The organism is Emticicia sp. BO119 (assembly GCF_013912375.1).
Classification (GTDB): Bacteria; Bacteroidota; Bacteroidia; order Cytophagales; family Spirosomataceae; genus Emticicia.
The window spans coordinates 201,818-225,437 of sequence record NZ_JACETV010000002.1 but is presented as its reverse complement, the minus strand read 5'-3'; the positions used below and the strand labels follow the sequence as shown (position 1 = coordinate 225,437).

Below are 23,620 nucleotides of genomic sequence, written 5' to 3'. Positions count from 1 at the left end.
AATTATATTTATTATTTAGTTTGGTTGAATAGTGTTACTAACTTGTATTGATTTTTAAATTACTGCCACTCATACAAAGGATTCAGGGTTGGGTCCCAATTCGGATAAATCTTGAAATGCTTATCCTGAACTTTATCCAATAATATATCCCGTAGCTCTGCAATATTTTCTTTGTGTTCGGCAGAAATAAAAACTACATTTTCTGTGTTTTTGGTAAGGTAGCTCCTTTTTAGTTTTTCCAGATTACGTTTCAAATCTTCCTCAGTTACCGTTTCCAGATGTTCATCAAGATTCTCTTCTGTTTCTGGTTTAAAGAGGTCTAATTTGTTAAACACCAAAACAGTAGGTTTTTCGGCAGCACCGATTTCAGCCAGGGTAGAGTTGACTACCTCAATCTGCTCTTCAAAAGCCGGGTGAGAAATATCAACTACATGAATCAATACATCTGCCTCACGAATCTCATCTAAGGTCGATTTAAAAGATTCAATCAAGGTAGTAGGCAATTTTCTGATAAACCCAACAGTATCAGTTAATAAGAAGGGAATATTTCCTAATACTACTTTTCTTACCGTTGAATCAATAGTGGCAAACAGCTTGTTTTCAGCAAATACTTCAGCTTTTGCCAGGCGACGCATCAAAGTAGATTTTCCTACGTTTGTATATCCTACCAGGGCCACACGCACCAACCGGCTTCGCTCTTTTCGGCGGGTAACACTCTGTTTATCTATCTTGTCTAATTTGTCTTTCAAAAAAGCGATTCTGTCCTGCACAATCCGTTTGTCGGTTTCCAACTCTTTTTCCCCAGGGCCACGCATACCAATACCCCCCTTCTGGCGGCTCAGGTGAGTCCACATACGGGTTAGTCGGGGTAATAAATACTGGTATTGTGCTAACTCTACTTGCCGCTTGGCCTGGTCGGTTCTGGCACGTTGCGAGAAAATATTTAAAATCAACAGACTTCTATCCAAAATCTTTATATCCTTAAATGCAGCTTCGAGGTTACGTACCTGAGCAGGCGTCAGGTCATCATCGAAAATAATAGTATCAACCGGATTATCAATAATCCATGTTTCTATTTCTTCTAATTTACCTTTGCCGACAAACGTTTTCTGGTCGGCTCTATCCAATCTCTGTACAAATGTCTTTTTTGTAATAACTCCGGCTGTAGTAGCCAGAAAATCTAATTCGTTGAGGTAATCATAGGTACGCTCAGCGTTTTGTTTCTGCGTAATCAGACCAACCAGTACAGCCGTTTCCTGATGCTTCGCAGTAGAAAAAATGGGTGAATTAAGCAATTTTTAAAATTTTTGTTCCAAATAAAATAACTACTAAAATATATGAAAAGTTTCTGAACTCAATTACACGTTCTGAACAGATTATATTCATAATATACTGCATATACTACCAATAAGTAGTTTAGAAATGCGAAGTACGGAGAAGAGAAAAAGCGGTTTCTTTTTCTATATACTTTGTATCACTACATGAAAAGCTTCGGGCTTTCGTTGGTAAGCATATAAATATAACAAAAAAAAATAAAAAAATTACACTTTTTTTTGAATAAATTTACGGCCGGTTAAAAAATGCCAGTTAAAAAGGGGTACAATATTTAATTACTTCATTATCAGCACATTATAAAAATACGTACCCTTTTAATAAATTAATCCGGGAACTTGGCACAGTTTTAGATTGTTAATTTCAGCAATATTAAAACATGAAAAAACAGGTAAAATCACTTGTTCTTGTAAGAAAAATCTCATTTTAATTGCGTTTTCATGTTTTATACTATAAATTGCGCTACTTAACAGTAACACTCGCAAAGTTTAAATATAGATACATATATTGAGGAGCTAAGTACGGAAAATGAGGGTTAGTTTTATGTATCTCAAAATTATTTAAATTTGCTCCGGGATGCTTCATCAGGTATGAAACGTCTCACTTGGAATCGAATCCAGATAGAGCTTATACATGGATTATTAGGAAAGCACGTAAGTCGGAATCCCTGTCACTATTTTTGAGGCAGGGATTTTTTTTATTTATACATTTGTATAAAGAGTAGCTTTAAAAACTTTAACTAACAAACCGATCAGCTTTAGCGTGTTTGTTATCACAAAGTTTATCCATAAAAGTATAGCCTTTATAAACTATACAAGAGTATATAACTATGAAAGAGAAAATTGCAAAAAAGATTGATGTTTTTAATAAAAAGGCAGGGTTTGAGTATTTCTTTTTAGAGAAATACGATGCAGGAATGGTACTGACCGGTACAGAGATTAAGTCGATACGAATGAATAAATTCAATATGACAGATGCCTATTGTTTCTTTGTTGAGGGCGAGCTTTTTGTTAAAAACCTGAATATATCAAAGTATGACCAGGGTACACATTATAACCATGAGCCTCTGCGGGATAGAAAACTTTTATTGAAAAGAAAAGAATTAAAACGCCTTGACAATAAATTAACCGACAAAGGCCTGACAATTATACCAACACGGTTGTTTATCAATGATGGTGGCTTGGCTAAATTAGAAATAGCATTAGCCAAAGGTAAAAAACTCTATGATAAGCGTGAGACCATAAAAGAAAGAGATGTATCCCGCGAACGTATGAGAGACGAATAATAGGCTAATCAAACACTATTATTAACCGCAAAACTTTTTAAACATATGCGCCCTAACCGATTAAAACAACTCTGGAAAGAAGATAAAACAGTAGTAAATGCCTGGGTGACAATTCCATCTTCATGGACAGCCGAAGTAGTAGCTCATTCGGGCTTTGACGCTATGACGATTGACGCCCAGCACGGCCTGGCAAGCGACCACATGACGATTCTGACCATGTTACAGGCAATATCTACTACCGATACTGTTCCGTTAGTAAGGGTTCAATGGAATGAACCGGCTACACACATGAAGATGCTGGATATGGGTGCATATGGTATTATCTGCCCGATGATAAATACCCGCGAAGAATCAGAAAGTTTTGTAGGAGCTTGTCGCTATATACCCGATGGATACAGAAGTTTTGGGCCTGTACGGGCAAGTGTATATGGGGGTGATGGCTACTTTGAGAAATCGACAGAAGAGATTGTAACGATGTCGATGATTGAAACCGCAGAAGGCTTAAAAAACGTAGAAGACATTGCTAAAACGTCTACTATGACGGGCTTATATGTAGGACCCTGGGATTTAAGCATCTCTATGCGACGCCCACGACAAGGCGATTTTGATGATACTGAATTGCTAAAAGCTTTTGATAAAGTTCTGAATGCCTGTGCCAGAAATAACCTGATTGCCGGAATCCAATGCCCATCTCCTGAAATTGCTATCAGAATGTCAGAAATGGGTTTCAGATTTGTAACGGCGGCTAATGACACAACACTTCTTAAACAGGGGGCAGTTGATACAATTAAGAGATTTTACCATAAATCAACCGGTGAAACCAGAAATGTAAGCAATCCTTATGCTTAAGGTTTAAGAATCAACGTTTGCTCTGCTACATCTTTGATTTTCTTTTTAGAAAAATAAACAGGAAAATATTGCCCTTTGGCCCACAAATCAATTAAATCTTTATAATGTGGGCTATCAGGGTTACCTGATTGTCCTGGCGAGTTATTGCCAAGCGTATTATCCCAGTCTTTGGTATCTACAATAATTCTGAAAGAAGCACCATGCGATTGATTCAGATTATCGCCTGTACTATTGACAGTCTCCCCATTCCCTCCTCTGATAAACGGTCCTACATTGATTTTGTCTTTCATATCAGCGTTAACCAATGTGCTCATCGGATGAGTAATAGAAATATGCTTGTTCTTTAATTGCCCGTATTGCCAGTCGTTTATATCGTTTCCAAGCCTTTTCTTAATGTTCTCTACCGCTTTGTCCAGACAATTAATCATAAACTCATCACGCCCCACAACAGGATTCTTCCCAAACTCTTTTCTACCCGAAATCAACCAGTCTACCATCTTAGTAGTAGATAAGTATTTAATATAAGTGCGTGCGTTTTCAGGCACTATTAATTTTATCAGTCCCTGTTCCATCAGTTCACTCCATTCCAGATAAATAGTTGCCGGAATAGATTCAGGTTTCATGTTAAAGTCCCAGTCTAACAATAACTTTCTGGCCTTTTCTGTATCCTTGTCTTTTGATGTAATACCTATCAGAAGCGGCACAAAGTTTCTGGCGGCCAAAGACATATAATCATTCTGCAATTGCATGAAATCAGTCATGGTTTGTCTTTTACCACTACCTAAAACTTCCTCAATCCTATGTGCCCGATAGGGGCTTGCCCACTCCCACCCTATGGCATTGCGGTATGGGAAATTTTCTGGTGTGAGGTTATTGTTTGCCGTAATAATATAATTACCAGCAGGATTTGATTGGTTAGGTAGCTGCTTGATATTGAGATAACCAGCCCATTCATAACGCCCGTCTCCTGTCACTGGTACTAAGCCAGTCCAGTTAGGTCTGACAGGCGATATACCCACAGCTTGCCAGCCAATAGTACCTTTTCTGTCAGCCCAAATCATGTTTTCACCGGGAATACGGCTAAAGCTACATGCCTCTCTGAACTCTTCCCAGGATTTTGCCTGATTCATACGTAAACTCGCCAGATAAGGTGAGCACCCTGCTTCTAACCACCCGGCTCTTACACCAAATAACTTATGGTTTTTATCATCTTCAAACACTACTGGTCCATGTCTCGTATATTTTAGCTGCACAACAACCGGTTCAGCATTAAGTACTTTAATGGTATCAGTAATAATTTTTAAATTTTCCCAAATACCTTTGTAGCGGTATTGATTCGGGTTCTTTGGGTTTGCATCATAAATATATAAATCCTCATTATCGGTCTGAAAAATAGTTAATCCCCAGGCTCCATAATCATTATGGCCTATTGAAATACCCGGTATAGTCGGTTCTCCACCCCCTACAACATTCCAGCCCGGTGCATTCAGATGGCACCAATAACGCAACGCAGGTGTATTTTGTGCTCTGTGTGGGTCATTTGCCAACATCGGGAAGCCACTTTGTGAGATTTTGCCACCAATCACCCAGTTATTTGAGCCCGTAAATCTTGAATCGTCTATGGTATTTTCAAGAAAACTGGTTTTTACCTCTTCTTTGGTAAAGTTTAATGGCTTACGAAAAGCATCGTATAATTCGAGAATATTCTGAAATAACAGCTCTCCGTTAATATTTTTATCTAAGCTAATATTAGGATCGCCCGGATGAAAATTCAGTATATCTTTTACCTTTTCGGCACCTAATAGATGTACTAATCTGCCATAATTGAGCTCTGACTGAACATTGCTTAACAACCCTTGATGACGACTGATTACCACATCGGGGGTCCAGGGCTTGGGTTTAATATCCAATACACTAAATTCAAAAGGGAGTTTTTCAGGGGTTTTCAGTATTTCGTCAATATAGGCATTAATACCCCTGACAAATGATTTTACAATGATAGCCCCACGTGGGTGGTAGTGATTCAGTTCCTGCTCAATATCGCCTCTGAATTTGAAAAGCCTCGTGCCAATATCGCGCTTTATATCTTTTGCTCCTAATACCTCCGCTACGGTTCCGGTCGCTTGTCTTCGCCACATTTCAAACTGAAAAAGTCTGTCAGAGGCAGCAGAATACCCTTGTGCAAAAAACAGGTCTTCTTCGTTCTGGGCATAAATATGTGCAATACCCCATTGGTCTTTAATTATTTCGACAGGCTTTTTAAGCCCTTTGAGTCTTAAAGTGTCTTGCGCCAACAAGTTCAAACTGACTAAAGCAAGACAAACCAATAAGGCGATTTTTCTCATATCACATTTATTTTTTTTGAATAAAAGCTATCAAATCGGCCATCTCTTTTACGCTAATAGCATTTTCCAGGCCATTTGGCATAATAGATGTTTCAGATTTTACCAGTTTGGCAATATCCTTTTTCTGAATTACACTCTCTTTACCCCCTACTTCTCTAAGCGTAAGCACATTGGCGTTTTCCTGCAATATCAATCCTCCCATGGCCGTTCCGTTTTTAAAAGTCAAAGTCCAGAAATCATATTTATCAGCAATCGAATTATTCGGATTAATAATCTCAGTCAGAATTGAATTGGCATTCCTGCTTCTAAGTGTTGACAGGTTTGGGCCAAAGTTTACGCCATTCACTCCATCAATCTGGTGGCAAGTCGCACAGTTTTGCTCAAATACCTGTTTGCCGTTTACTTGTTCGCCTTTCATATCCAGAGCCTTCAAATAATTCTGCAAAACGGCTTTGCGGTCTTCGTTCACAGCCAAAACCTTGCGGGCAAAAGCTCTGATATTAGTCTCTTCATAATTCATCAGATCAACCATCTGTCGCCAGCCTATCGCCGACTTATCAATTCTCTTTTCTTCCAGAGCAGTCAATAATAACGGAATCCGTTCAGGTTTTGCCATTAATAACTCTACTACTCTCTGCTGAATCGGCGCAGAGAATCCCTTAAATTCTTTTAACAAAAAAGCAAAAGTCGATTTATCACCGATTTTGCTCAGTGTTTTCAGAACACTTGCCTGAACTATCTCTGGTTCTTTTGCCGTCAGTACCTGCAAAAAGTCTTTCTTATACGCATTAGCATTAGCGATGGAAAGCAGCTTTACGGCATCAGCACGTAGTTTTTCGTCCTCACCTCTATCAGCTAATATATCTTTCGCTTCTTTAATTTTTACTATTTCACTACCCCCTTTTGGTAAGCCAGTTACTTCCAATAAATCCAGGCAGGCTTTTCTGAATTCAGGTGAGCTATTAGCTGAAAAAGCCAATAGCAAACGGTCTTTATCAGTATTAGTTAACGGAACAGTAATTCCTTTATAATGCCAGAGCTTAGAAATTCCACTTAAAGTGGCGGCCTTCCACCAATCATCGTTGGCATTCTCTCCTGTATTACTTATATAAGAAAAAATAGCCGCAAATACTTCTTTATTACCACTATTGGCAATAGTAGCTCCTATATTTGAGAAAAATTCTGCGGTTTCATCTGATTTTTCTTTTGCCAGCTCTTTTACAGCAAAATTAAATACCTGATTTTCTTTCCCTGCAAATGAGGCAATGCATGCCAATCCTATCCATTTATCATGAAAATCTCTTTGCAATACTTCCAAACGAGCTTGCTCCGATTCCGGGGTTTTGATAAATCCTAAAGTATTTAATAATTGAAATCTTACCTTTCCATTACCATCATGATGCAGGCTTATCAATTCTTTTTTCAGCTTTTCTACATCAGGTTTAGTAGGATACTGATTAATATAATTTTCAGCTACTCTGATACCATTTTCTCTTACACCTGCTTCATTATCTCCAAAAGCCTGAATAATATCCTGACTTTCGATACTTTTCAGCCCTTCTAATAACCACAAAGCATGGACTTTTGCTTCAGGCAATGTGCTTTTGCTTATAATCTCTCTCAAAGTATTACTTATGCCTTTGGCTTGCCTTTGAAGTAATAATCTTTGAGCAGTACGGCGATACCAGATATTGTCGTTTTCCAGAAGTTTTACCAATTCAGCATCCGGTTGTTTCGATAGATTCAATTTGCCAAGCCAGTCCATTGGCAAGCCCTTTTCAGGAACAATCCTGTAAATCCGGCCTTTATCTGTACCATTATACAGAGCTCCTGATTTATTTATTTCATCAGACATCCACTCAGGATGTTCAATAATCTGGCGGTAATAGTCAATAACATATAATGCACCATCAGGCCCGATATAGAAATTCACAGGTCGGAACCAATCATCTTTTGAAGCTAAAAACTCAGATTTCTCATTCAGGCGACTGGCTGTAAAACTGGCTCCTGTATGCTTTATTACATCCGCATGAACAAGGTTATGCACAGGTTCACCTACAAATGTTACCTCTCTGAATTTATCTCCGAATGCTCCACCTGAATACCAGGTTACCCCACAAGAAGAGGTAATCACACCAACATCCGTCAATAACTGGTGATTAGGATTTTCGGTAATCGGATAAATCTCGGCTGCATTGCCGTGGTCTGAAATATCCTGACTGGCATTTGAAACCAGTAAATCAGGGTTATTCTTCAGATACTGACTGGCTAATACCTCATGAAACAGGTGATCAGCATTACTTGTATAAAGATGGTGCCCCCAGGCATCCATCGTATGTCCAAACTGTGTTTCTCCTGACACTTCTTCTACCTCGTATGTATCAGGCTTGAATCTTACAGCACGACCATTGGCATTCTTACCTAAGGTCTGCCTGTCAGGTTTATCCGGGAAGTAGATATTCTGTCCTTCATCGCCAAACTCTTTTTTATACACAAAAGGCGTAACAACGGCTTCGTGTCCTAAATAAATCCAGTTATCTAATTCAAAACGAGGGGTATTAAGGTTATGTTGAGGGTTCGAAAGAGCAAAACCAGTCAGCATCACTTTTCTTATATCAGCCTTACCATCATTATCGGTATCTTCTAAATAAATAACATCAGGCGTATCGGTAATGAGAATACCGTTTTTCCAACGCATGATACCTGTAGGTAACCTCAGGCTATCGGCAAATACTGTGCTTGTGTCAGGATATCCATCATTATTGGTATCTTTTAATAGCTTTACTTTTCCGGTTCTGGTCAAATCCAAAGGATATCCGTGCATTTCTACTACATACATATTACCGTCCTCGTCAACCTCCATTGCTACTGGGTCTGCTATCAATGGTTCTGAGGCTATCATTTCTACCTTAAACCCATCCATAACAGTCAATGATGCCAAAGCCTTCTGGTGTTCCGCTGAAAGTGGGGGTTGTTGCGTTTTTTGTTGACAAGAAAAAAGCAGAGATAGTGAAATCAGGAAAAAGTAACGCATAGAAGGAATATTCAGAGTGTTAGAGTCTGTTGGTAAATTAATAAAAAATAAGCGTTTATGCTTGTCAATAAGGAATTAAAATTCTGGGTTACGATAATTTCTGGCCTATTAAACTTTTAAAAGTCTGCGAATGCTGTCGTATTACTACTTTTACTCCCACATTATTTTTTTATATACTATCAGACACAAAAAAAGGGCTATTCACAGCCCTATAACCTTTCTAAATTTAATAAGAAAGTTGTTCTTACTTCTTCTGGTATAACCTTCTTAATGCCCCTGCTACAAAACTAAAAACCAGAGACTGACCCACCGCTACATGCGAAGTAAACATAGCAAGGTCTTCGTCGACAGGCTTTATAGGCTTAATATAATAAAAACTTATGGCAATAGCTGCCTGCGTCAGCGCAAGAATCCACCCCCTCCGGGGCTCTAAAAACCCTATCAGAAAACTTGAAAGTGCGATTATAGTCATGGCAAGGTACCCATTTTTTACATGAAAATTTGTATAGGCAATCAAAGAACCGGTGCCTATCGAAATCAGGATATTTCTTACCAGAAGCAAATATGAATTGTTGATTTTGGCTGTCATTGGATTAAAATTAAAATTTAGAACAAATGTACTAAAAATATCATTTATTAGAACAAATGTTCTAATAATAATTTATATAAAGCTACAAAAAAGCATTTCGAAATAGTCTTTTGATACTACAAAATAATATTTTGGTGTTCCTGTATTTACAAATCCTCTGCAAAAGTATGTACACACAATCCTAAATATATTATCCGGTATAAGGAGTTTTAAAAAAAAATTCTTTTCCATTTCAGCTATTCCTCTTTCAATTTAGTTATAAGTACTGAGTCTTCAAATACAATTATTCTTTACTGGCATTAAATTTTAGGGTTATTATTATTACACAAACAAAGCACAACAATGAAAAAAGAAACGCTGACAATCCTTGCGGCTATACTGCTTGGCCTCTCCTCTTGCAAAAACAACAGCAACAAAGCTCCTGAAACTACTGCTGACGGGGATAGTATCTCAACAGCAGCTTCGGTAGAAACTGAAAAACCTAATACCGATTATAAGCCAGCTTTTGACGGACAAACACGTATAGCAGCTGTAAAAACACAAACAGCATTTGAGGGCACAATAGTAACAAATGACCTGAAAAAGCCCTGGGGCATTGCAAGCCTGCCTGATGGGAGATTGCTGATTACAGAAAAAGAAGGAACAATGAGAATTGCCGCAACAACCGGAACATTAAGTGAGCCTATCACAGGTATTCCAAAGGTAAATCCTGATGGGCAGGGAGGGCTGTTAGGGCTAACTATAGACCCTGATTTTGCCACAAATCGCATGATTTACTGGGTTTTCTCTGATAAAAGGCCTGATGGAAATCTAACTGCTGTAGCCAAAGGAAAATTATCAGCTGATGAAAAGAAAATTGAAGGAACTACGGTTATCTATCGGGCTACCCCTGCCTATGATGGTGATAAACATTATGGCGGAAGAATTTTAGTTGATAAAAGTGGGAATTTGTTTGTTAGTACCGGAGAAAGGTCCGATTTAGAAACAAGACCTCAGGCACAGCAGTTGAATTCGGCATTAGGTAAAGTATTAAGAATAACCAAAGATGGTAAACCTGCCGATGGTAACCCGTTTGCAGGGAAATCTGATAACAGACCTGAAATATACTCGTATGGTCATCGGAATGTGCAAGGGCTGGCCTTTCACCCGGTTACAGGCGATTTATGGGAAAATGAATTCGGGCCAAGAGGCGGGGATGAGGTAAATATCATACAAGCCGGAAAAAACTATGGCTGGCCAATCATTACCTATGGTATTGAATATAAGGGGCCAAAAGTTGGCGCCGGTATTCAACAACAGCAAGGATTAGAGCAGCCTGTTTATTATTGGGACCCCGTAGTATCTGCCAGTGGTATGACTTTCTACAGCAATGGTACCATACCTGAGTGGGAAAACAACCTCTTTCTGGCTTGTTTAAGTGCCAAGCATATTGATCGGTTAGTAATCGAAAATAATAAAGTGGTAGGCGAAGAAAGACTATTAGCCTCAGAAAACCAACGATTCCGTGATATTACTCAAGGCAAAGACGGAGCACTATATGCCATAACTGATGAAGGTCGGTTGTATAGAATATTTAAAAAATAAATTTTGATAAAACCCATCCATGAAAACCTGCATTAGAACAAACGTTCTAATGCAGGTTTTTTCGTATCTTGGCAGAAAATTCCCGGACGCTTACATGACTACCAAACAAAGGATTCTCCAGACATCACTACAATTATTTAATCAATATGGCCTTGATAGTATTACCGTCAGGCATATTGCCAAAGAGTTAGCTATAAGTCATGGTAATTTGTGCTATCATTTCCCAAATACCGACGCCATTGCCGAAACACTTTATGAGCAATTGATAGAAGAGTTGAATAGTGTGCTTCATGAGCCTGCTATATTTAGTAGCATTAATTTGCAGGCATTTTATAATCTATGTGCCTTTGTCTTTGAGAAACTCTATAAGTATAAGTTTCTGATACAGGATTTTATCAGCCTTACCCGAAGGAATCCGGGTCTTAAACAGAAACATCGTGATTTGGTAAATAGCCGGAGAATATTTTTCCGGATGAGTATAGAGGCCGGAATCCAAGCCGGATTGATGAAACCTGATATTATTAAGGGACAATATGAAAACTTTTTCAATCAGCTCTTCATCATCGGCGATTTCTGGTTAGCCAGTGCCGAGATTTTGTTTGAGGGAAAAGAAGAAGATAAATTACCCACTTACCTGAATATTGCTTTCACGCTCATAGTTCCTTATCTGACAGAAAAGGGTTTGAGTGAGTACAAAACCCTATTAAAACAAACAGAGTCGGCTGATCAGCCGGCTCTGTCCATATGAATAAGAATAAATTCCTATTAGTTCTTGCTACTTCCCTGCACGCCAGATGTTGTACCTGTTGTACCCGTTGCCGGTTTTTTATCGAAATCTCCCGCTTTTACGATAGAAATTTTCTTAGGGTCAACGTGTTTTTTCATCGCAGCATTTACCTGTTCTGCTGTCAAAGCTTCTACTTTTTTCTCAAAGTCAGCATCAAATGCTAAGGTTCTATCATAATATAGGTAGCTATTTAAACGACTTGACAACTCATTGTCTTGCGAGCGGGATACACTACGGCTCTGTAACCAGCCTGATTTAGCTGCTTTCAGTTCGTCTTCTGTAAAACCCTCTGTTACTACCTTGTTCATTTCTTCATAAAAGGCTTTTTCCAGTTTCTCAGCGTTTTCAGGGGCATAAATTGCGTAAGTCATAAAACTACCTGATTTATCGAATGGTGCACCTGATAATTGGGAACCTACTCCATAGCTGATTCCCTCTTTCTGACGGATTCTGACTGCCAGACGAGAGCTTAAGAAGCCCCCGCCTAACATATAGTTTCCTAAGATAAGTGCGGGGTAATCAACGTCTGTATCCTGCAAAGGCAAGTTTAAGCCTGCCAGAAACAACGCATTGGCTTTGTCAGGTGTTTTAATAGCATTGGCCGTTGGCGCAATATTCTGATAAACCGCCTGAATACGTTTGAACGGAATCGGGTTTTTCCAGTTGCCTAAATCAGAACTGATAATATTTTTAACGGTTGGTTCATCAAAATCACCTACTACTGAAACCGTAGCTGCCGAAGCACCATAGAAATCAGCATAGAATTTTTTTACATCTTCCAGTTTCACATTTTTCACGTTTTCCAATTGTTCGTCTAAGGTCCCCACATAACGCACATCGCTCTTTGGATAGGGGTTCATTGTACGTTGGAATGCTGTAAGAGCCAGCCCTTGCGGGTCACTTTTTTGCGCTTCTATCTGGGCAATGTTTTCTTGTCTGAGTTTCTCAAACTCGTTGGCATCAAATTCCGGATTTTTCAGAATGTCAGTAACAATCGCTAAAGCTTTGGGTAAGTTATCTTTACTCGATTCGATATTGACAACAATATTATTACCCCCGCCACCTACAAATACCTGCGATTTGATTTTATCCAGACTATCCTTGATTTGCTGGCGATTCAGGCTTTTAGTACCTTTATTCAACATAGAAGCGGTAAACGACGCAATGGTTTGTTTATTTTGTAAACTTTGCTCATCACCGATTCTTAAAGTGATATTGGCTCTTACTGTATTCCCACGTGTTGATTTTTGTAACAAAGCATATTCCAGACCATTAGGCTCTTGTCCACGCTTGGTGCGGCTCTCAATATTAGCCGGAGATGGGTCAAATGCCTCTCCCTGCGCTACTACAGCACGGCCTTTGTAGTTTTTTACTAAATCATCAACATTCGGTGCTTCAGGTACTTTAACCCGGTCAGGGGTTTCTTCAGGTACAAACAAACCAATAGTACGGTTCGATGGTTTGAAGTAGAATTTCGCTACACGTGCTACATCGGCAGGAGTTATTTTTTCAATAGCGTCCCGGTAGATATATACCAGACGCCAGTCGCCCGCACCAATGTATTCACTCAATTGCAGACCCGTTCTTTCCGTATTACGTAAAGTCAGTTCAAGGGTTTTCAGAATTTCATTCTTGGCACGGTCAACATCTTCTTTGGTAATTTCCATTGTGGGCACCGCATCTAAAGTAGCCAGCATCGTCTTTTTGGCATCCTCCATATCTTTATCTTTCAATACGGCCGCACCGAAGTATAAAAATGTCGGGTCTTTATTCGTAAATGAGTAAGCATATTGGTTTGATGCTTTTTTAGTTTCAACCAATGCCTTGTAAATTTTACCTGCTGGTTCGCTGGTCAGGATACCTTGTAAAATATCTAAAGCCGGATAATCAGGGTGAGAATTACCACAGATATGATACGCCACTCCTATCGCTTGTACATCACCCACACGGCGCAAGGTTACCGAACGTTCGCCATCCTGCACAGGTTCAACAGTATAAGTAGGTTGTAAAACGCGTGTCGGGCGTGGGATATAGCCAAAGTATTCGTTCACCATTTTAATGGTTTTGGCTTCATCAATTTTTCCGGCTACCAACAATACAGCGTTATCTGGTTGATAATATTTTTTGTAAAATGCTTGTAGATTATCAATAGGCACGCGCTCAATATCTTCGCGTGACCCGATGGTTGAGTTACCATAGTTGTGCCATAAATAAGCGGTTGCAATCACTCTCTCGCTCAATACACTTTCCGGGTCATTTTCACCCATTTCAAATTCATTTCTTACTACCGAAAACTCTTTTTCCAGATCTTCTTTCTTAATAAATGAATTTACCATACGGTCTGATTCGAGATCTAATGCCCATTTCAGGTTTTCTTCAGTAGCCGAGAAAGTCTCGAAATAATTCGTACGGTCAAGCCAGGTTGTACCATTCGGGCGGGCACCATGATCGGTCAGTTCCTGCGGAATATTGGTGTGTTTGGTCGACCCTTTAAATACCATATGCTCCAATAAGTGAGCCATCCCCGTTTCGCCATAACCTTCGTGGCGGGACCCTACCAGATAGGTAATGTTTACAGTAACAGTTTGTTTAGATGGGTCCGGGAACATCAATACTCTCAGTCCATTGCCTAATACATACTCTGTAATTCCTTCAACCGAAGTAACTTTTACCGGATCCGGAATCACCGGTTTTTCAGCCATAGCCGTAACGTCGCCTTTTTTCTTTCTTTTTTTCTTGTTTTTTTTCTGGGCAAAAGCATCGCCGCCAAACAAGAAAAGTCCTACAAGCAAAGTAATAGCAATCTGCCTGATTGGAAATTGTCGGTAGGTTTTTAACATAATTTTGAGGTGTAATAAGGAATAATATACATACAAAGAAACGCCAAAATAAGCATAAGTTTTGTAGCCTATACCTACTCTGTCGTTTTTAATTTTCTTATAACGAATTAACCGAAATAAATAATTTAATCCAAACAGAAAATGTTAAGGTGTGTTAAACATTGATAAATGGTTTTATATCTGTTAGGTTTAGAATGAATTTTGTATTGACCTTATTCAAAGAAACTTAAAAGAGACTCATGAAATATAGATTCTTGTAAACTCTTACCCTTTACGAAATGACAGTATTCAGCTTTATTTCTTTTCTTCAAAAATGTGTTGATTTAGCTCACTCAGAACAAATATTATATCATTATAAGACAACAAAATACACAGTATTCCACCAAGAGTTCAATTTCAACAAAAAACTCCACAAACACTTTGAAAACAGAATCTTAAACCGGAAATTTAAAGGCGCCCGGTCTTGGGTAACAATTCACAAATAAATGTCCACATAACAACACATAAGCGTGGAAGAAGAAAAAGAGCCCCCAGCCAAAGGAAGCAATGCAGGTAATTTCAGCTTGTGTCAAATTATCAGCCGTTAAAACGGAACCAAAAAACGTTACCTATATGGTGGGAACCTTTTTGAATGAGAATGGAGATAAATTGCTGAAAATCAGCGCATTAACAATTCAATTGAAACCTGAAAAGGTTACCAATACGGTGGGAACCTTTTTGAACAAGGATACTATAAACGCCATAAAACTCGTTTCAGAAAAGACAAAAAAAATTATAGAAGAAATACCCGGTATTAATAAATAAATTGCAAAAACTACTAAAAACATACCTTCGTCGGCTGACTAACCTTACTTCACGTAACAGGTCGCTTTTGCTATTAAATTTACCTCAGGAACAATTTCTTGATTTACATGGTCTGAATTTTTTAGACAATAAACCTTCATTTGACTATATCCATCAGTTAATCAGTCAGAAAAACCAGATTCTGCTGTGCGATGTACAGGATAGCCGCTACGATAAAGTAAACGAAGTAAGCCAACGCCTACGTAAACTGGCAAGAACTGAGAGTTTTATTGAAGAAGAACGTGGAGCGAAAGATTTATATGTGGCTTATCCGTTTGTAAAAGGTAAATTATCTGATGGTACTACCGTGCGCTGTCCGCTACTATTTTTTCCGGTTACACTAAAAACCAATGGTAAAAAATGGATTTTAGAGCAACGGGACGAGCCGGAGAGCTTGAACAGAAGCTTTTTATTAGCGTATTCCTATTTCAACCAGATAAAACTACCTGACGAATGGTTGGAGAAATCGTTCGAGGATTTTGACAAAGATAGCCTGGCTTTCCGTACGCAATTATATGAATTACTGAAGGATAGTCCAGTTGAGATTAACTTTAATCAGGACCTTTTCCAGAACCAACTGATTGATTTTGAAAAATTATCAAAGGCCGAACTTGATAGCAGTGAGCGCAATGGAGAGTTAAAATTGTATCCTCAGGCGGTATTGGGTATTTTCCCGCAGGCGGGCTCCTATCTTGTACCTGATTATGAAGAACTCATCAAAAATGCCGAAGAGGGACATTTTGAATTAGATACCTTTGAAGAACTTTTTCAGCACTCCTCTCCACCCAATCCCCGACCAGTTTTTAAAGAAGAAACAGCTTTTTTACCTTTTGCCATTGACGCCTCTCAGGAAGATGCTATCAAACAGGTAAAAGAAGGCTATTCAATTGTAGTACAGGGGCCTCCTGGCACAGGTAAATCACAAATGATTGCCAATCTGATTGCCGATTTCACGGCACGCGGGAAAAGAGTATTAGTGGTTTGTCAGAAGCGGGTAGCCTTAGATACAGTTTATCAACGCCTGCAAAAAGTAGCTATGACCGATTTTGTGGCCTTGATTCATGATTTCAAGAATGACAGAAAAGCACTTTTCGAAAAAATTGCCGGACAGATCGAACGAATTGAAGATTTCCAGAAGAAAAACAAAGGGCTTGATGCCATTTTTCTGGAGCGGAATTTCACACAAATCAGTCGTAGAATTGATAAGATTTCCGAAGAATTGCAAAGCCTGAAAGATGCCCTTTTTAACGAATCCATTTGCGGCACTTCTGTAAAGGAGCTATATCTGAGCAGTAGTCTGAATAAACCACAAATCGAATTACAAGACCTATATCGCGCTTTCCCTTTTCATGAATTAGCCGATTTTGAAGGAAAGCTGAGCCGATACCTGCAATATGAAAATAAATTGCGAAGCAAAGCCGGTTATGACTTCTGGCAATTACGCAACTCATTCAGCCAAAAGACATTTACAGACCTCGTAAAAATCATAGACACGATTGAGGCCGTCATCGCATTCCAGCAAAAGAATGGTCAGTTATTTTCTATTATCGAGCTGAATCAGTTTGATGAAAATACGGTTCAGGATTTCATTAAATATTTTGAAAATGCGCAGGTTGTTGAGATTTTTACGGCAATTGTTCAGGAAAAGAAATTCATCAGCAACCGTCAGTTAGATTTAGAAAAAATTTATGCTGAATTAGAACAACTGTTTACGCAAGACGGTATTGAACAAAGCATTGCAGCAAGAGACTTACTATTCAGAAAAGCAAAGGTTGAGAAAGCACATTCAGCCAGTCAATCCGGTCTTAACTCGCTTGTCTGGAAATTCTTTTCAAAAGACAAAAGAGAGATTGAAATCTTGTTAGCCCAGAACAGGCTTCCGCTAAGTGAGTCGGGATTATATATATTAAATAAGAGAATCCAGCAGCGAATTGTCTTTGAAGACCTTAAGGAAAAATTAGCCAGAAAAGAGATTGTAATTGATGAACAGGAAAATTGGGAGACGATTAAAACCCAGTTGCAAAATTATATGCTGGCTAACAAAGCCTACGGAATTTATCAGCAGGAGGAATTTATTCGCCGCCAGACTGCTGATACATTCACTCGTTCAAATATATTCTCTATCAATTCATTTACGATTTTAGCCCAACTGATAGTTGATACCAAGCTTGAATTTGTGCAATGGCAACTCTATCTGTCATACCCACAAATTGAAAAACTGATTAATAAACCAGAAGATAAACAAGAGTTCATTGTTTATCTAAAACAGAATTTTGATTTATTGGTAGAGGCTGATGAACTGAAAGAATCTTTTAACCGGAATGAAGTAGAAGTGATACAACGCTTGTTGAACTATAAAAATTCTGAAGTAAGTATTTCTGATTTAACCGGGGTTTTTCTGAACTCTCTTCGCATCGCCTGGACTCAGCATATTGAAACCCTACACCCTATTTTACGAGGGGTCAGTTCTTTAAAAGTAGATCAGTTAGAAACCGAATTGCAGGAGTGTGTACTTAAAAAACAGGAATTAAGTCAGGAAATATTGTTGCTGAAATTGCGTGAACAAACCTATCAGGATTTGGTGATTAATCGCCTGCAAAATGTAGTTACTTATCGGGAATTACAGCATCAGACCACCAAAAAACGTAAACTCTGGTCGGTTCGGAAATTGCTGGAAAATCATTCGGAGGAAATCTTTAAACTGATTCCATGCTGGATGGCTTCTCCTGAATCTGTTTCTGCTATTTTTCCTCTCTCAAGTCAGAATCCGACTGATTCACTTTTCGATTTAGTAATTTTTGATGAAGCCTCTCAATGTTTTGCCGAAAATGGCATTCCGGCTATTTATCGGGGTAAACAGGTAGTGATTGCCGGAGATTCTAAACAGCTACAACCAACAGATCTGTACCAGATTCGGTACGATGAAGAGGCAGAAGATGAACATCTCCTGGAAATAGACTCTCTGCTCGACTTAGCCGCGCAATACCTGCCACAAGCATGGTTAAGAGGTCATTACCGTAGCCATTCGTTAGACCTTATTGATTTTTCTAATCAACATTTTTATAAAAACTCTTTACAGTTGCTCCCCCATTTTACAGAAATCAGCAAGAATAAACCTGCAATCAGTTATATTAAACTGGATGGTTTCTGGGAAAACAATACGAATCCGACTGAGGCACAAAAGGTATTAGAAATTGTAGAAGATTTGAAACGCAGAGCTCCATCAAAAACAATCGGGGTAGTTACATTCAATTTCAAACAGGCTGATCTGATTTATCAGACCATTTCGCCCGTTTTGGGCGAAGGTTGGGGTATTATTAAGAATATAGAAAATATCCAGGGAGATGAATACGACATTGTGATTTTCTCAGTAGGCTATGCACCTAACCTGAAAGGTAAATTGCTAATGAATTTTGGTAGCCTGAATCAGCAGGGAGGTGAAAACCGATTGAATGTGGCAATTACCCGTGCAAGAGAATTCATTTATATTGTGAGTAGTATTCTCCCTCATCAGTTACAGGTCGACCAGTCTCAGAACTTAGGGCCGAAATTATTGAAAAAATATCTGGAATATGCACTCGAAGTATCACAAGGCGATTACAGGCCTGAACCCTATACAACCGAAAAATTCAATACACGATGGCTTCTGAAAAATCAGTTAGTCCAGCAAAACCAGGGTTTTTATCTGGAGCTACCTTTTGCAGATATTACAGTAAAAGAAGCCGACACCTACGAATCACTGATTTTGACAGATGATGATTTATATTATGAGAGCATTACACCTAAAGATGCGCATGCTTATCTGCCGATAAGTCTGCGGGCAAAGGGTTGGAAATTTGAAAGGCTTTGGAGCCGTAACACGGAATGACACTATCATTCCGTGTTACTCAACTATTATTCGGTTTGTTTTTTCTCAGGAAATACCACACTTGCCCCAATACTTATCACAAGAATCCCTATAATAACCAATAACGAATGAACATTCGTAAATCCTACTGCTGTCAGTTGGTGATGTAAAAGCATTTTGACACCGATAAAGCTCAATAAGACGCCTAAACCATATTTCAGGAATCGGAACAGACCCATAATACTTGCTAAAAAGAAAAACATAGAGCGAAGCCCCATAATAGCAAAGACATTCGAAAAGAAAACAATGTAAGGGTCTTTGGTTATAGAGAAGATAGCCGGAATGGAGTCAACTGCAAAAACAACATCAGTACCGGCAATCACTAACATTACCAAAAATAATGGGGTTATATACCATTTTTTATAACGCTTGTTATAGACCAGAAAATGGTCAATAACATTGCGTTTATAAACATTTAAGTACTTGGAAGCAAACTTTACAATCGGGTGGTGTGCCGGATCCATAACCTCCTCTTCCTCGTTATTCCGCAAGATGTTAACCCCGGTATAAATCAGAAAAGCACCAAAGAGATACAAAATCCATTCAAACTCCTGAATCAGAGCCGCTCCAACAAAAATAAAAATAAAGCGTAAGATAATAGAGCCTAAAATACCCCATACCAATACTTTTTTATAAAATCTCTTATGAACGCCAAAAGAATTGAAGATCAGAATAAATACAAAAATATTATCCACAGATAATGAGTATTCTGTCAGATAACCAGTCAGATAGTCAATCGCCATACTATTCTGAAAAGCCCGTAGTGCCGCATCAAAATTAGGTGGGAGTTTTAATGTCTCATAATATTTTTCTTTTATATCATGCAAATGAGACACGTCACTAATATCATGAATCAGATAACCATACTGGCGGAGAAAAAAGAAAAAAGCAACGGCTAAAGTTACCCAGACAGCACTCCAGATACCTGCTTCTTTAAAACTCACCACATGGCTTTTGGACTTACTGAATGCACCTAAGTCAAGAGCCATCACAAACGCTACAAAAATCGAAAATCCTATAAAAAATATAGTCTCACTTGATAATGTCATAGTAAAAAATTGCTGTTACGAAATTTGAATCCGTGTGTTAATTGTTAGTATTTGGCATTTTGTTTGCCTGTTCATAGTGAACTGCAAAATAATTTATTCTTGGAAATAAAAAGAAACATAACCTATTTTGCAACCCAATTCTAAAAGGGTGATATTTCACCACAAATCGGCCGCAAATTAGCACCGAAAACTCAATAATTTATGTATAATAATAAAAAAGTAGTAATTGTGATGCCCGCTTATCGGGCTTCTCAAACACTTGAACGAACTTATAGAGAAATTCCCTTTGATATTGTTGATGAAGTAATTTTAGTAGACGACTACAGCCCGGACGATACTGCTGAAGTAGCCAAACGATTAAACATCCATTATGTCATCCGACACGATGTAAATAAAGGCTATGGAGGAAACCAGAAAACCTGCTACACCAAAGCCCTTGAAATAGGCGCCGACATCGTAGTAATGGTTCACCCTGATTACCAATATACTCCCAAATTAATAAGAGCTATGGTAAGTATTATTGGCGAAAACCTTTATCCTGTTGTTTTTGGCTCGAGAATCCTCGGCAAAGGAGCACTTAAAGGAGGTATGCCCATGTATAAATATATTGCCAACCGCTTCCTGACTTTCACTCAGAACTTACTGATGGGTCAGAAACTATCAGAGTATCATACAGGCTACCGGGCATTTTCAAGACAGGTTCTGGAAACAGTTCCCTTTAAGAAATGTGATGATGATTTTATTTTCGACAATGAAATGATTGCACAGATATTCTACAAAGGCTACGAAATAGCAGAAGTTACCTGCCCGACTAAATATTTTGAAGAAGCCTCATCTATAAACTTTGTCAGAAGCTCTAAATATGGACTTGGCGTATTAAGGGTGTCTGTTTTGTATTTACTCACTAAAACGGGCGTATTTAAATGGGATTTGCTTAAATAAATTCTATTTGTATAAAATACTAAAATCACAGGGTGAATATCTTGTTACATATTCACCCTGTGATTTTCATACCGCTTTCAACATGAAAATTGTAATCTCAGGATAAATACCTAAACGCCCCGGGTAACCGATGTAACCAAATCCGCGGTTCACATAGAGTTTCTGATCTCCTTCTTCATATAAACCTGCCCACTCTTTATAGCGCAACTGCACCGGCGACCATTTAAAATTACCCAGTTCAACCCCATATTGCATACCATGTGTATGGCCCGCAAAGGCTACATCAATATCTTTGTATTTAGGCAATACCTGGGCTCTCCAATGACTTGGATCATGCGAAAGCAAAAGTTTAACCGGATATTCTTGAGTATTAGCTACTGCCTTCTCCATATCTCCATGCTTCGAGAAACCGCCGGCTCCCCAGTTCTGAATACCCAGAATTCCTATTTTTTCTCCATCTACTTTCAATTCCCGGTGTTCGTCCATTAGCAAATCCCAACCCATGGTTTTATGTGCACCCATCAAGTCTGCTAAATTCTGACGTTTTTTCTCTGCCGACGCCCATTCTGTATAATCACCGTAATCATGATTACCCAAAGTTGAGAATGTACCCAGGGGTGCTTTAATCTTCGAGAAAATCTCTATATAGTCTTTTACTTCAGGAGCGATATTATTCACTAAGTCGCCTGTAAAGAAAAATACATCCGGTTTCTCTTTCATCAACATCTCTATCCCACCTTTTACAGCTGTTTTATTGAAAAAACTTCCTGAGTGAATATCTGATAGCTGAGCAATGGTCATTCCATCAAATTGCTTCGGTAAATTCTTCAGATTAAGCGTTACTCTTCTCAGGTGGTAATCATGCGCACCTGATAATATACCATAAGCCATAGCACCCACATGCAAACCACCTAAACCTAAGGCTGTTTTAGCCAGAAATTCTGAACGGCTAATGCCCGTGGAGACAGGTTGGAGATTATCAGTAACAGGAGTTTGAGTTGGTGCAGGAGTACTTTGGAAAAACGAAGCAATCCATCTAAAAAATCGTATAATATCATCAATAAATAATATCAACACCGAGAATATTTTTGATATATAGATAATCAAAACACCGGCCATTAAAAAAGTCCGAAAACTTGCCTTAACAGGAGGCGCAGCAGGCATATAGGTAAAGACCCCTAAAAATGCTATGATTGAAACAATAGTTAAACCCCAGTATCCATATCCAACTACCCGTTGTGTAAGCACACTTGAGGAACGTATCAGCAATTTAACTGCCTGCCAGACGTACAAGTCTATCAGAAAAAATACGACTGCCGCTATGGCGAGTCCAAAAATTCTATTCATATCGGTATGATAGTGTTTGTAAAAAACCAATGAAAACAAAACGGTTTTCCTAAAGGGATGGTTTCATCAGTCAAATTTTTAATCCTCATATATGATGAAAGGCGCATTTTCAGGTAAAATTGGCTTGAATTACCCATAAAAGGGAATCTTATAATAATTCTATTCCAGACAGGTTCGTAAATTTCCCTACCAACCGTTTGGTAAAACAAAAACTCTTTGTACATTTGTCAGGCTACTTCGTCAATTGTTTTATTTACTTGATATAAATGCCGATTCAGAAAGTCACAAAAGAGGAAATCTTGTTAAAATCATCGGATATTTTCCGAACCAAGGGATATCATAATACCTCTATGCAAGACCTCGCCCAGAACTGTGGATTATTAAAAGGAAGTCTTTACCATTATTTTCCGAGTAAAGAAATGTTGATGAAAGACCTTTTGTTCTGGATTCACAACTATCTGAAAGAAAGAGTTTTCCCGATTGCTCAAGACACAACCCTTACCCCGGAAGAGCGAATGGGCAAACTCCTGAAAAAAATGGGTAGGTTACTTTTAGAAAAAGAAGGTGGTTGTCTGGTAGGAAATACAACCCTCGAAACCGTAGGCGTTATACCTGAATTCCATGAGGTATTAAAAAACATCATGAATGATTGGACAATGGCCCTCAAAGAAATTTTTATGAGCCAAAAAGACGAGGCGAATGCATTCAAATTAGCACAGTTAACCATTATGGAGTTCGAGGGAGCTGTCATGTTTTCAAAACTCTATGGTGATCGACAGTATCTTTATGATGCTTTTAATCGTGCCACGCTAAAATTGCAATAGGGAGAAAGGAGGAATATTGGTTATCTATTTTTAAGTCAGAAACGAACGTTTGGTATAAAATAT

At 38.6% G+C, this 23,620-nt stretch carries 15 protein-coding genes; 8 read left to right on the top strand and 7 right to left on the bottom strand.

Annotated elements, in window-relative coordinates; genetic code table 11:
* Positions 1-59 precede the first annotated feature (59 nt).
* A complete protein-coding gene (gene hflX / locus H1R81_RS07955) occupies positions 60-1,295 on the bottom strand; it encodes a GTPase HflX (RefSeq protein ID WP_181840176.1) in 1,236 nt (411 codons plus the stop codon).
* Positions 1,296-2,161: 866 nt separating this feature from the next.
* On the opposite strand from hflX, the gene smpB reads away from it, so the two are divergent.
* Together smpB and H1R81_RS07945 are read left to right on the top strand one after the other, a co-directional pair.
* The gene (smpB, locus tag H1R81_RS07950) at positions 2,162-2,617 is read left to right on the top strand and encodes an SsrA-binding protein SmpB (protein WP_181840175.1); all 456 of its coding nucleotides are present in this window, start codon (positions 2,162-2,164) and stop codon (positions 2,615-2,617) included.
* Between the two features lie 45 nt (positions 2,618-2,662).
* Complete coding sequence (locus H1R81_RS07945; RefSeq protein ID WP_181840174.1) at positions 2,663-3,466, top strand: HpcH/HpaI aldolase/citrate lyase family protein; 804 nt, start codon at positions 2,663-2,665, stop codon at positions 3,464-3,466.
* On the opposite strand, the gene H1R81_RS07940 is transcribed toward H1R81_RS07945, so the two are convergent.
* From H1R81_RS07940 to H1R81_RS07930, 3 genes are all read right to left on the bottom strand, one after another.
* Positions 3,463-5,811 carry a penicillin acylase family protein gene (locus H1R81_RS07940; RefSeq protein WP_181840173.1) on the bottom strand — a complete coding sequence of 783 codons (2,349 nt, stop codon included), beginning with the start codon at positions 5,809-5,811 and terminating at the stop codon, positions 3,463-3,465. The two genes, H1R81_RS07945 and H1R81_RS07940, sit on opposite strands and share 4 nt — an antisense overlap.
* A gap of 7 nt (positions 5,812-5,818) precedes the next feature.
* The gene (locus H1R81_RS07935) at positions 5,819-8,845 is read right to left on the bottom strand and encodes a PVC-type heme-binding CxxCH protein (RefSeq protein WP_181840172.1); all 3,027 of its coding nucleotides are present in this window, start codon (positions 8,843-8,845) and stop codon (positions 5,819-5,821) included.
* A 244-nt stretch (positions 8,846-9,089) separates the two neighbouring features.
* A complete protein-coding gene (locus H1R81_RS07930; protein ID WP_181840171.1) occupies positions 9,090-9,434 on the bottom strand; it encodes a hypothetical protein in 345 nt (114 codons plus the stop codon).
* Between the two features lie 342 nt (positions 9,435-9,776).
* Here H1R81_RS07930 and H1R81_RS07925 point away from each other — a divergent pair, with 342 nt between their 5' ends.
* Both H1R81_RS07925 and H1R81_RS07920 read left to right on the top strand, forming a co-directional pair.
* Complete coding sequence (locus H1R81_RS07925) at positions 9,777-11,018, top strand: PQQ-dependent sugar dehydrogenase (RefSeq protein ID WP_181840170.1); 1,242 nt, start codon at positions 9,777-9,779, stop codon at positions 11,016-11,018.
* 19 nt (positions 11,019-11,037) lie between these two features.
* Entirely contained in the window at positions 11,038-11,766 is a 729-nt protein-coding gene (locus H1R81_RS07920) for a TetR/AcrR family transcriptional regulator (protein WP_181840169.1), read from the top strand.
* 17 nt (positions 11,767-11,783) lie between these two features.
* Here H1R81_RS07920 and H1R81_RS07915 read toward each other — a convergent pair whose 3' ends face one another.
* Entirely contained in the window at positions 11,784-14,645 is a 2,862-nt protein-coding gene (locus H1R81_RS07915) for a pitrilysin family protein (RefSeq protein ID WP_181840168.1), read from the bottom strand.
* Positions 14,646-15,257: 612 nt separating this feature from the next.
* Here H1R81_RS07915 and H1R81_RS07910 point away from each other — a divergent pair.
* Together H1R81_RS07910 and H1R81_RS07905 are read left to right on the top strand one after the other, a co-directional pair.
* Positions 15,258-15,449 carry a hypothetical protein gene (locus H1R81_RS07910; protein WP_181840167.1) on the top strand — a complete coding sequence of 64 codons (192 nt, stop codon included), beginning with the start codon at positions 15,258-15,260 and terminating at the stop codon, positions 15,447-15,449.
* Position 15,450: 1 nt separating this feature from the next.
* Positions 15,451-19,356 carry an AAA domain-containing protein gene (locus H1R81_RS07905; protein ID WP_181840166.1) on the top strand — a complete coding sequence of 1,302 codons (3,906 nt, stop codon included), beginning with the start codon at positions 15,451-15,453 and terminating at the stop codon, positions 19,354-19,356.
* A gap of 26 nt (positions 19,357-19,382) precedes the next feature.
* On the opposite strand, the gene H1R81_RS07900 is transcribed toward H1R81_RS07905, so the two are convergent.
* Positions 19,383-20,444 carry a TerC/Alx family metal homeostasis membrane protein gene (locus H1R81_RS07900; protein ID WP_181840165.1) on the bottom strand — a complete coding sequence of 354 codons (1,062 nt, stop codon included), beginning with the start codon at positions 20,442-20,444 and terminating at the stop codon, positions 19,383-19,385.
* Between the two features lie 201 nt (positions 20,445-20,645).
* Between H1R81_RS07900 and H1R81_RS07895 the strand changes: the two genes are divergently transcribed.
* Positions 20,646-21,386: a glycosyltransferase family 2 protein gene (locus H1R81_RS07895; protein WP_181840164.1), complete on the top strand. Its 741-nt coding sequence runs from the start codon at positions 20,646-20,648 to the stop codon at positions 21,384-21,386.
* Positions 21,387-21,452: 66 nt separating this feature from the next.
* Here H1R81_RS07895 and H1R81_RS07890 read toward each other — a convergent pair whose 3' ends face one another.
* Positions 21,453-22,733, bottom strand: a complete 1,281-nt coding sequence (locus tag H1R81_RS07890) for a metallophosphoesterase (RefSeq protein ID WP_181840163.1) — start codon at positions 22,731-22,733, stop codon at positions 21,453-21,455.
* A 266-nt stretch (positions 22,734-22,999) separates the two neighbouring features.
* On the opposite strand from H1R81_RS07890, the gene H1R81_RS07885 reads away from it, so the two are divergent.
* Entirely contained in the window at positions 23,000-23,557 is a 558-nt protein-coding gene (locus H1R81_RS07885) for a TetR/AcrR family transcriptional regulator (protein WP_181840162.1), read from the top strand.
* Positions 23,558-23,620: the final 63 nt, after the last annotated feature.

Coding starts and splice junctions, on each gene's coding strand:
- H1R81_RS07910 (WP_181840167.1), top strand. CDS start 15,258: ATGGTGGGAACCTTTTTGAATGAGAATGGAGATAAATTGCTGAAAATC.
- H1R81_RS07940 (WP_181840173.1), bottom strand. CDS start 5,811: ATGAGAAAAATCGCCTTATTGGTTTGTCTTGCTTTAGTCAGTTTGAAC.
- H1R81_RS07925 (WP_181840170.1), top strand. CDS start 9,777: ATGAAAAAAGAAACGCTGACAATCCTTGCGGCTATACTGCTTGGCCTC.
- H1R81_RS07885 (WP_181840162.1), top strand. CDS start 23,000: ATGCCGATTCAGAAAGTCACAAAAGAGGAAATCTTGTTAAAATCATCG.
- H1R81_RS07935 (WP_181840172.1), bottom strand. CDS start 8,845: ATGCGTTACTTTTTCCTGATTTCACTATCTCTGCTTTTTTCTTGTCAA.
- H1R81_RS07930 (WP_181840171.1), bottom strand. CDS start 9,434: ATGACAGCCAAAATCAACAATTCATATTTGCTTCTGGTAAGAAATATC.
- H1R81_RS07895 (WP_181840164.1), top strand. CDS start 20,646: ATGTATAATAATAAAAAAGTAGTAATTGTGATGCCCGCTTATCGGGCT.
- H1R81_RS07920 (WP_181840169.1), top strand. CDS start 11,038: ATGAAAACCTGCATTAGAACAAACGTTCTAATGCAGGTTTTTTCGTAT.
- smpB (WP_181840175.1), top strand. CDS start 2,162: ATGAAAGAGAAAATTGCAAAAAAGATTGATGTTTTTAATAAAAAGGCA.
- H1R81_RS07890 (WP_181840163.1), bottom strand. CDS start 22,733: ATGAATAGAATTTTTGGACTCGCCATAGCGGCAGTCGTATTTTTTCTG.
- H1R81_RS07945 (WP_181840174.1), top strand. CDS start 2,663: ATGCGCCCTAACCGATTAAAACAACTCTGGAAAGAAGATAAAACAGTA.
- H1R81_RS07900 (WP_181840165.1), bottom strand. CDS start 20,444: ATGACATTATCAAGTGAGACTATATTTTTTATAGGATTTTCGATTTTT.
- H1R81_RS07915 (WP_181840168.1), bottom strand. CDS start 14,645: ATGTTAAAAACCTACCGACAATTTCCAATCAGGCAGATTGCTATTACT.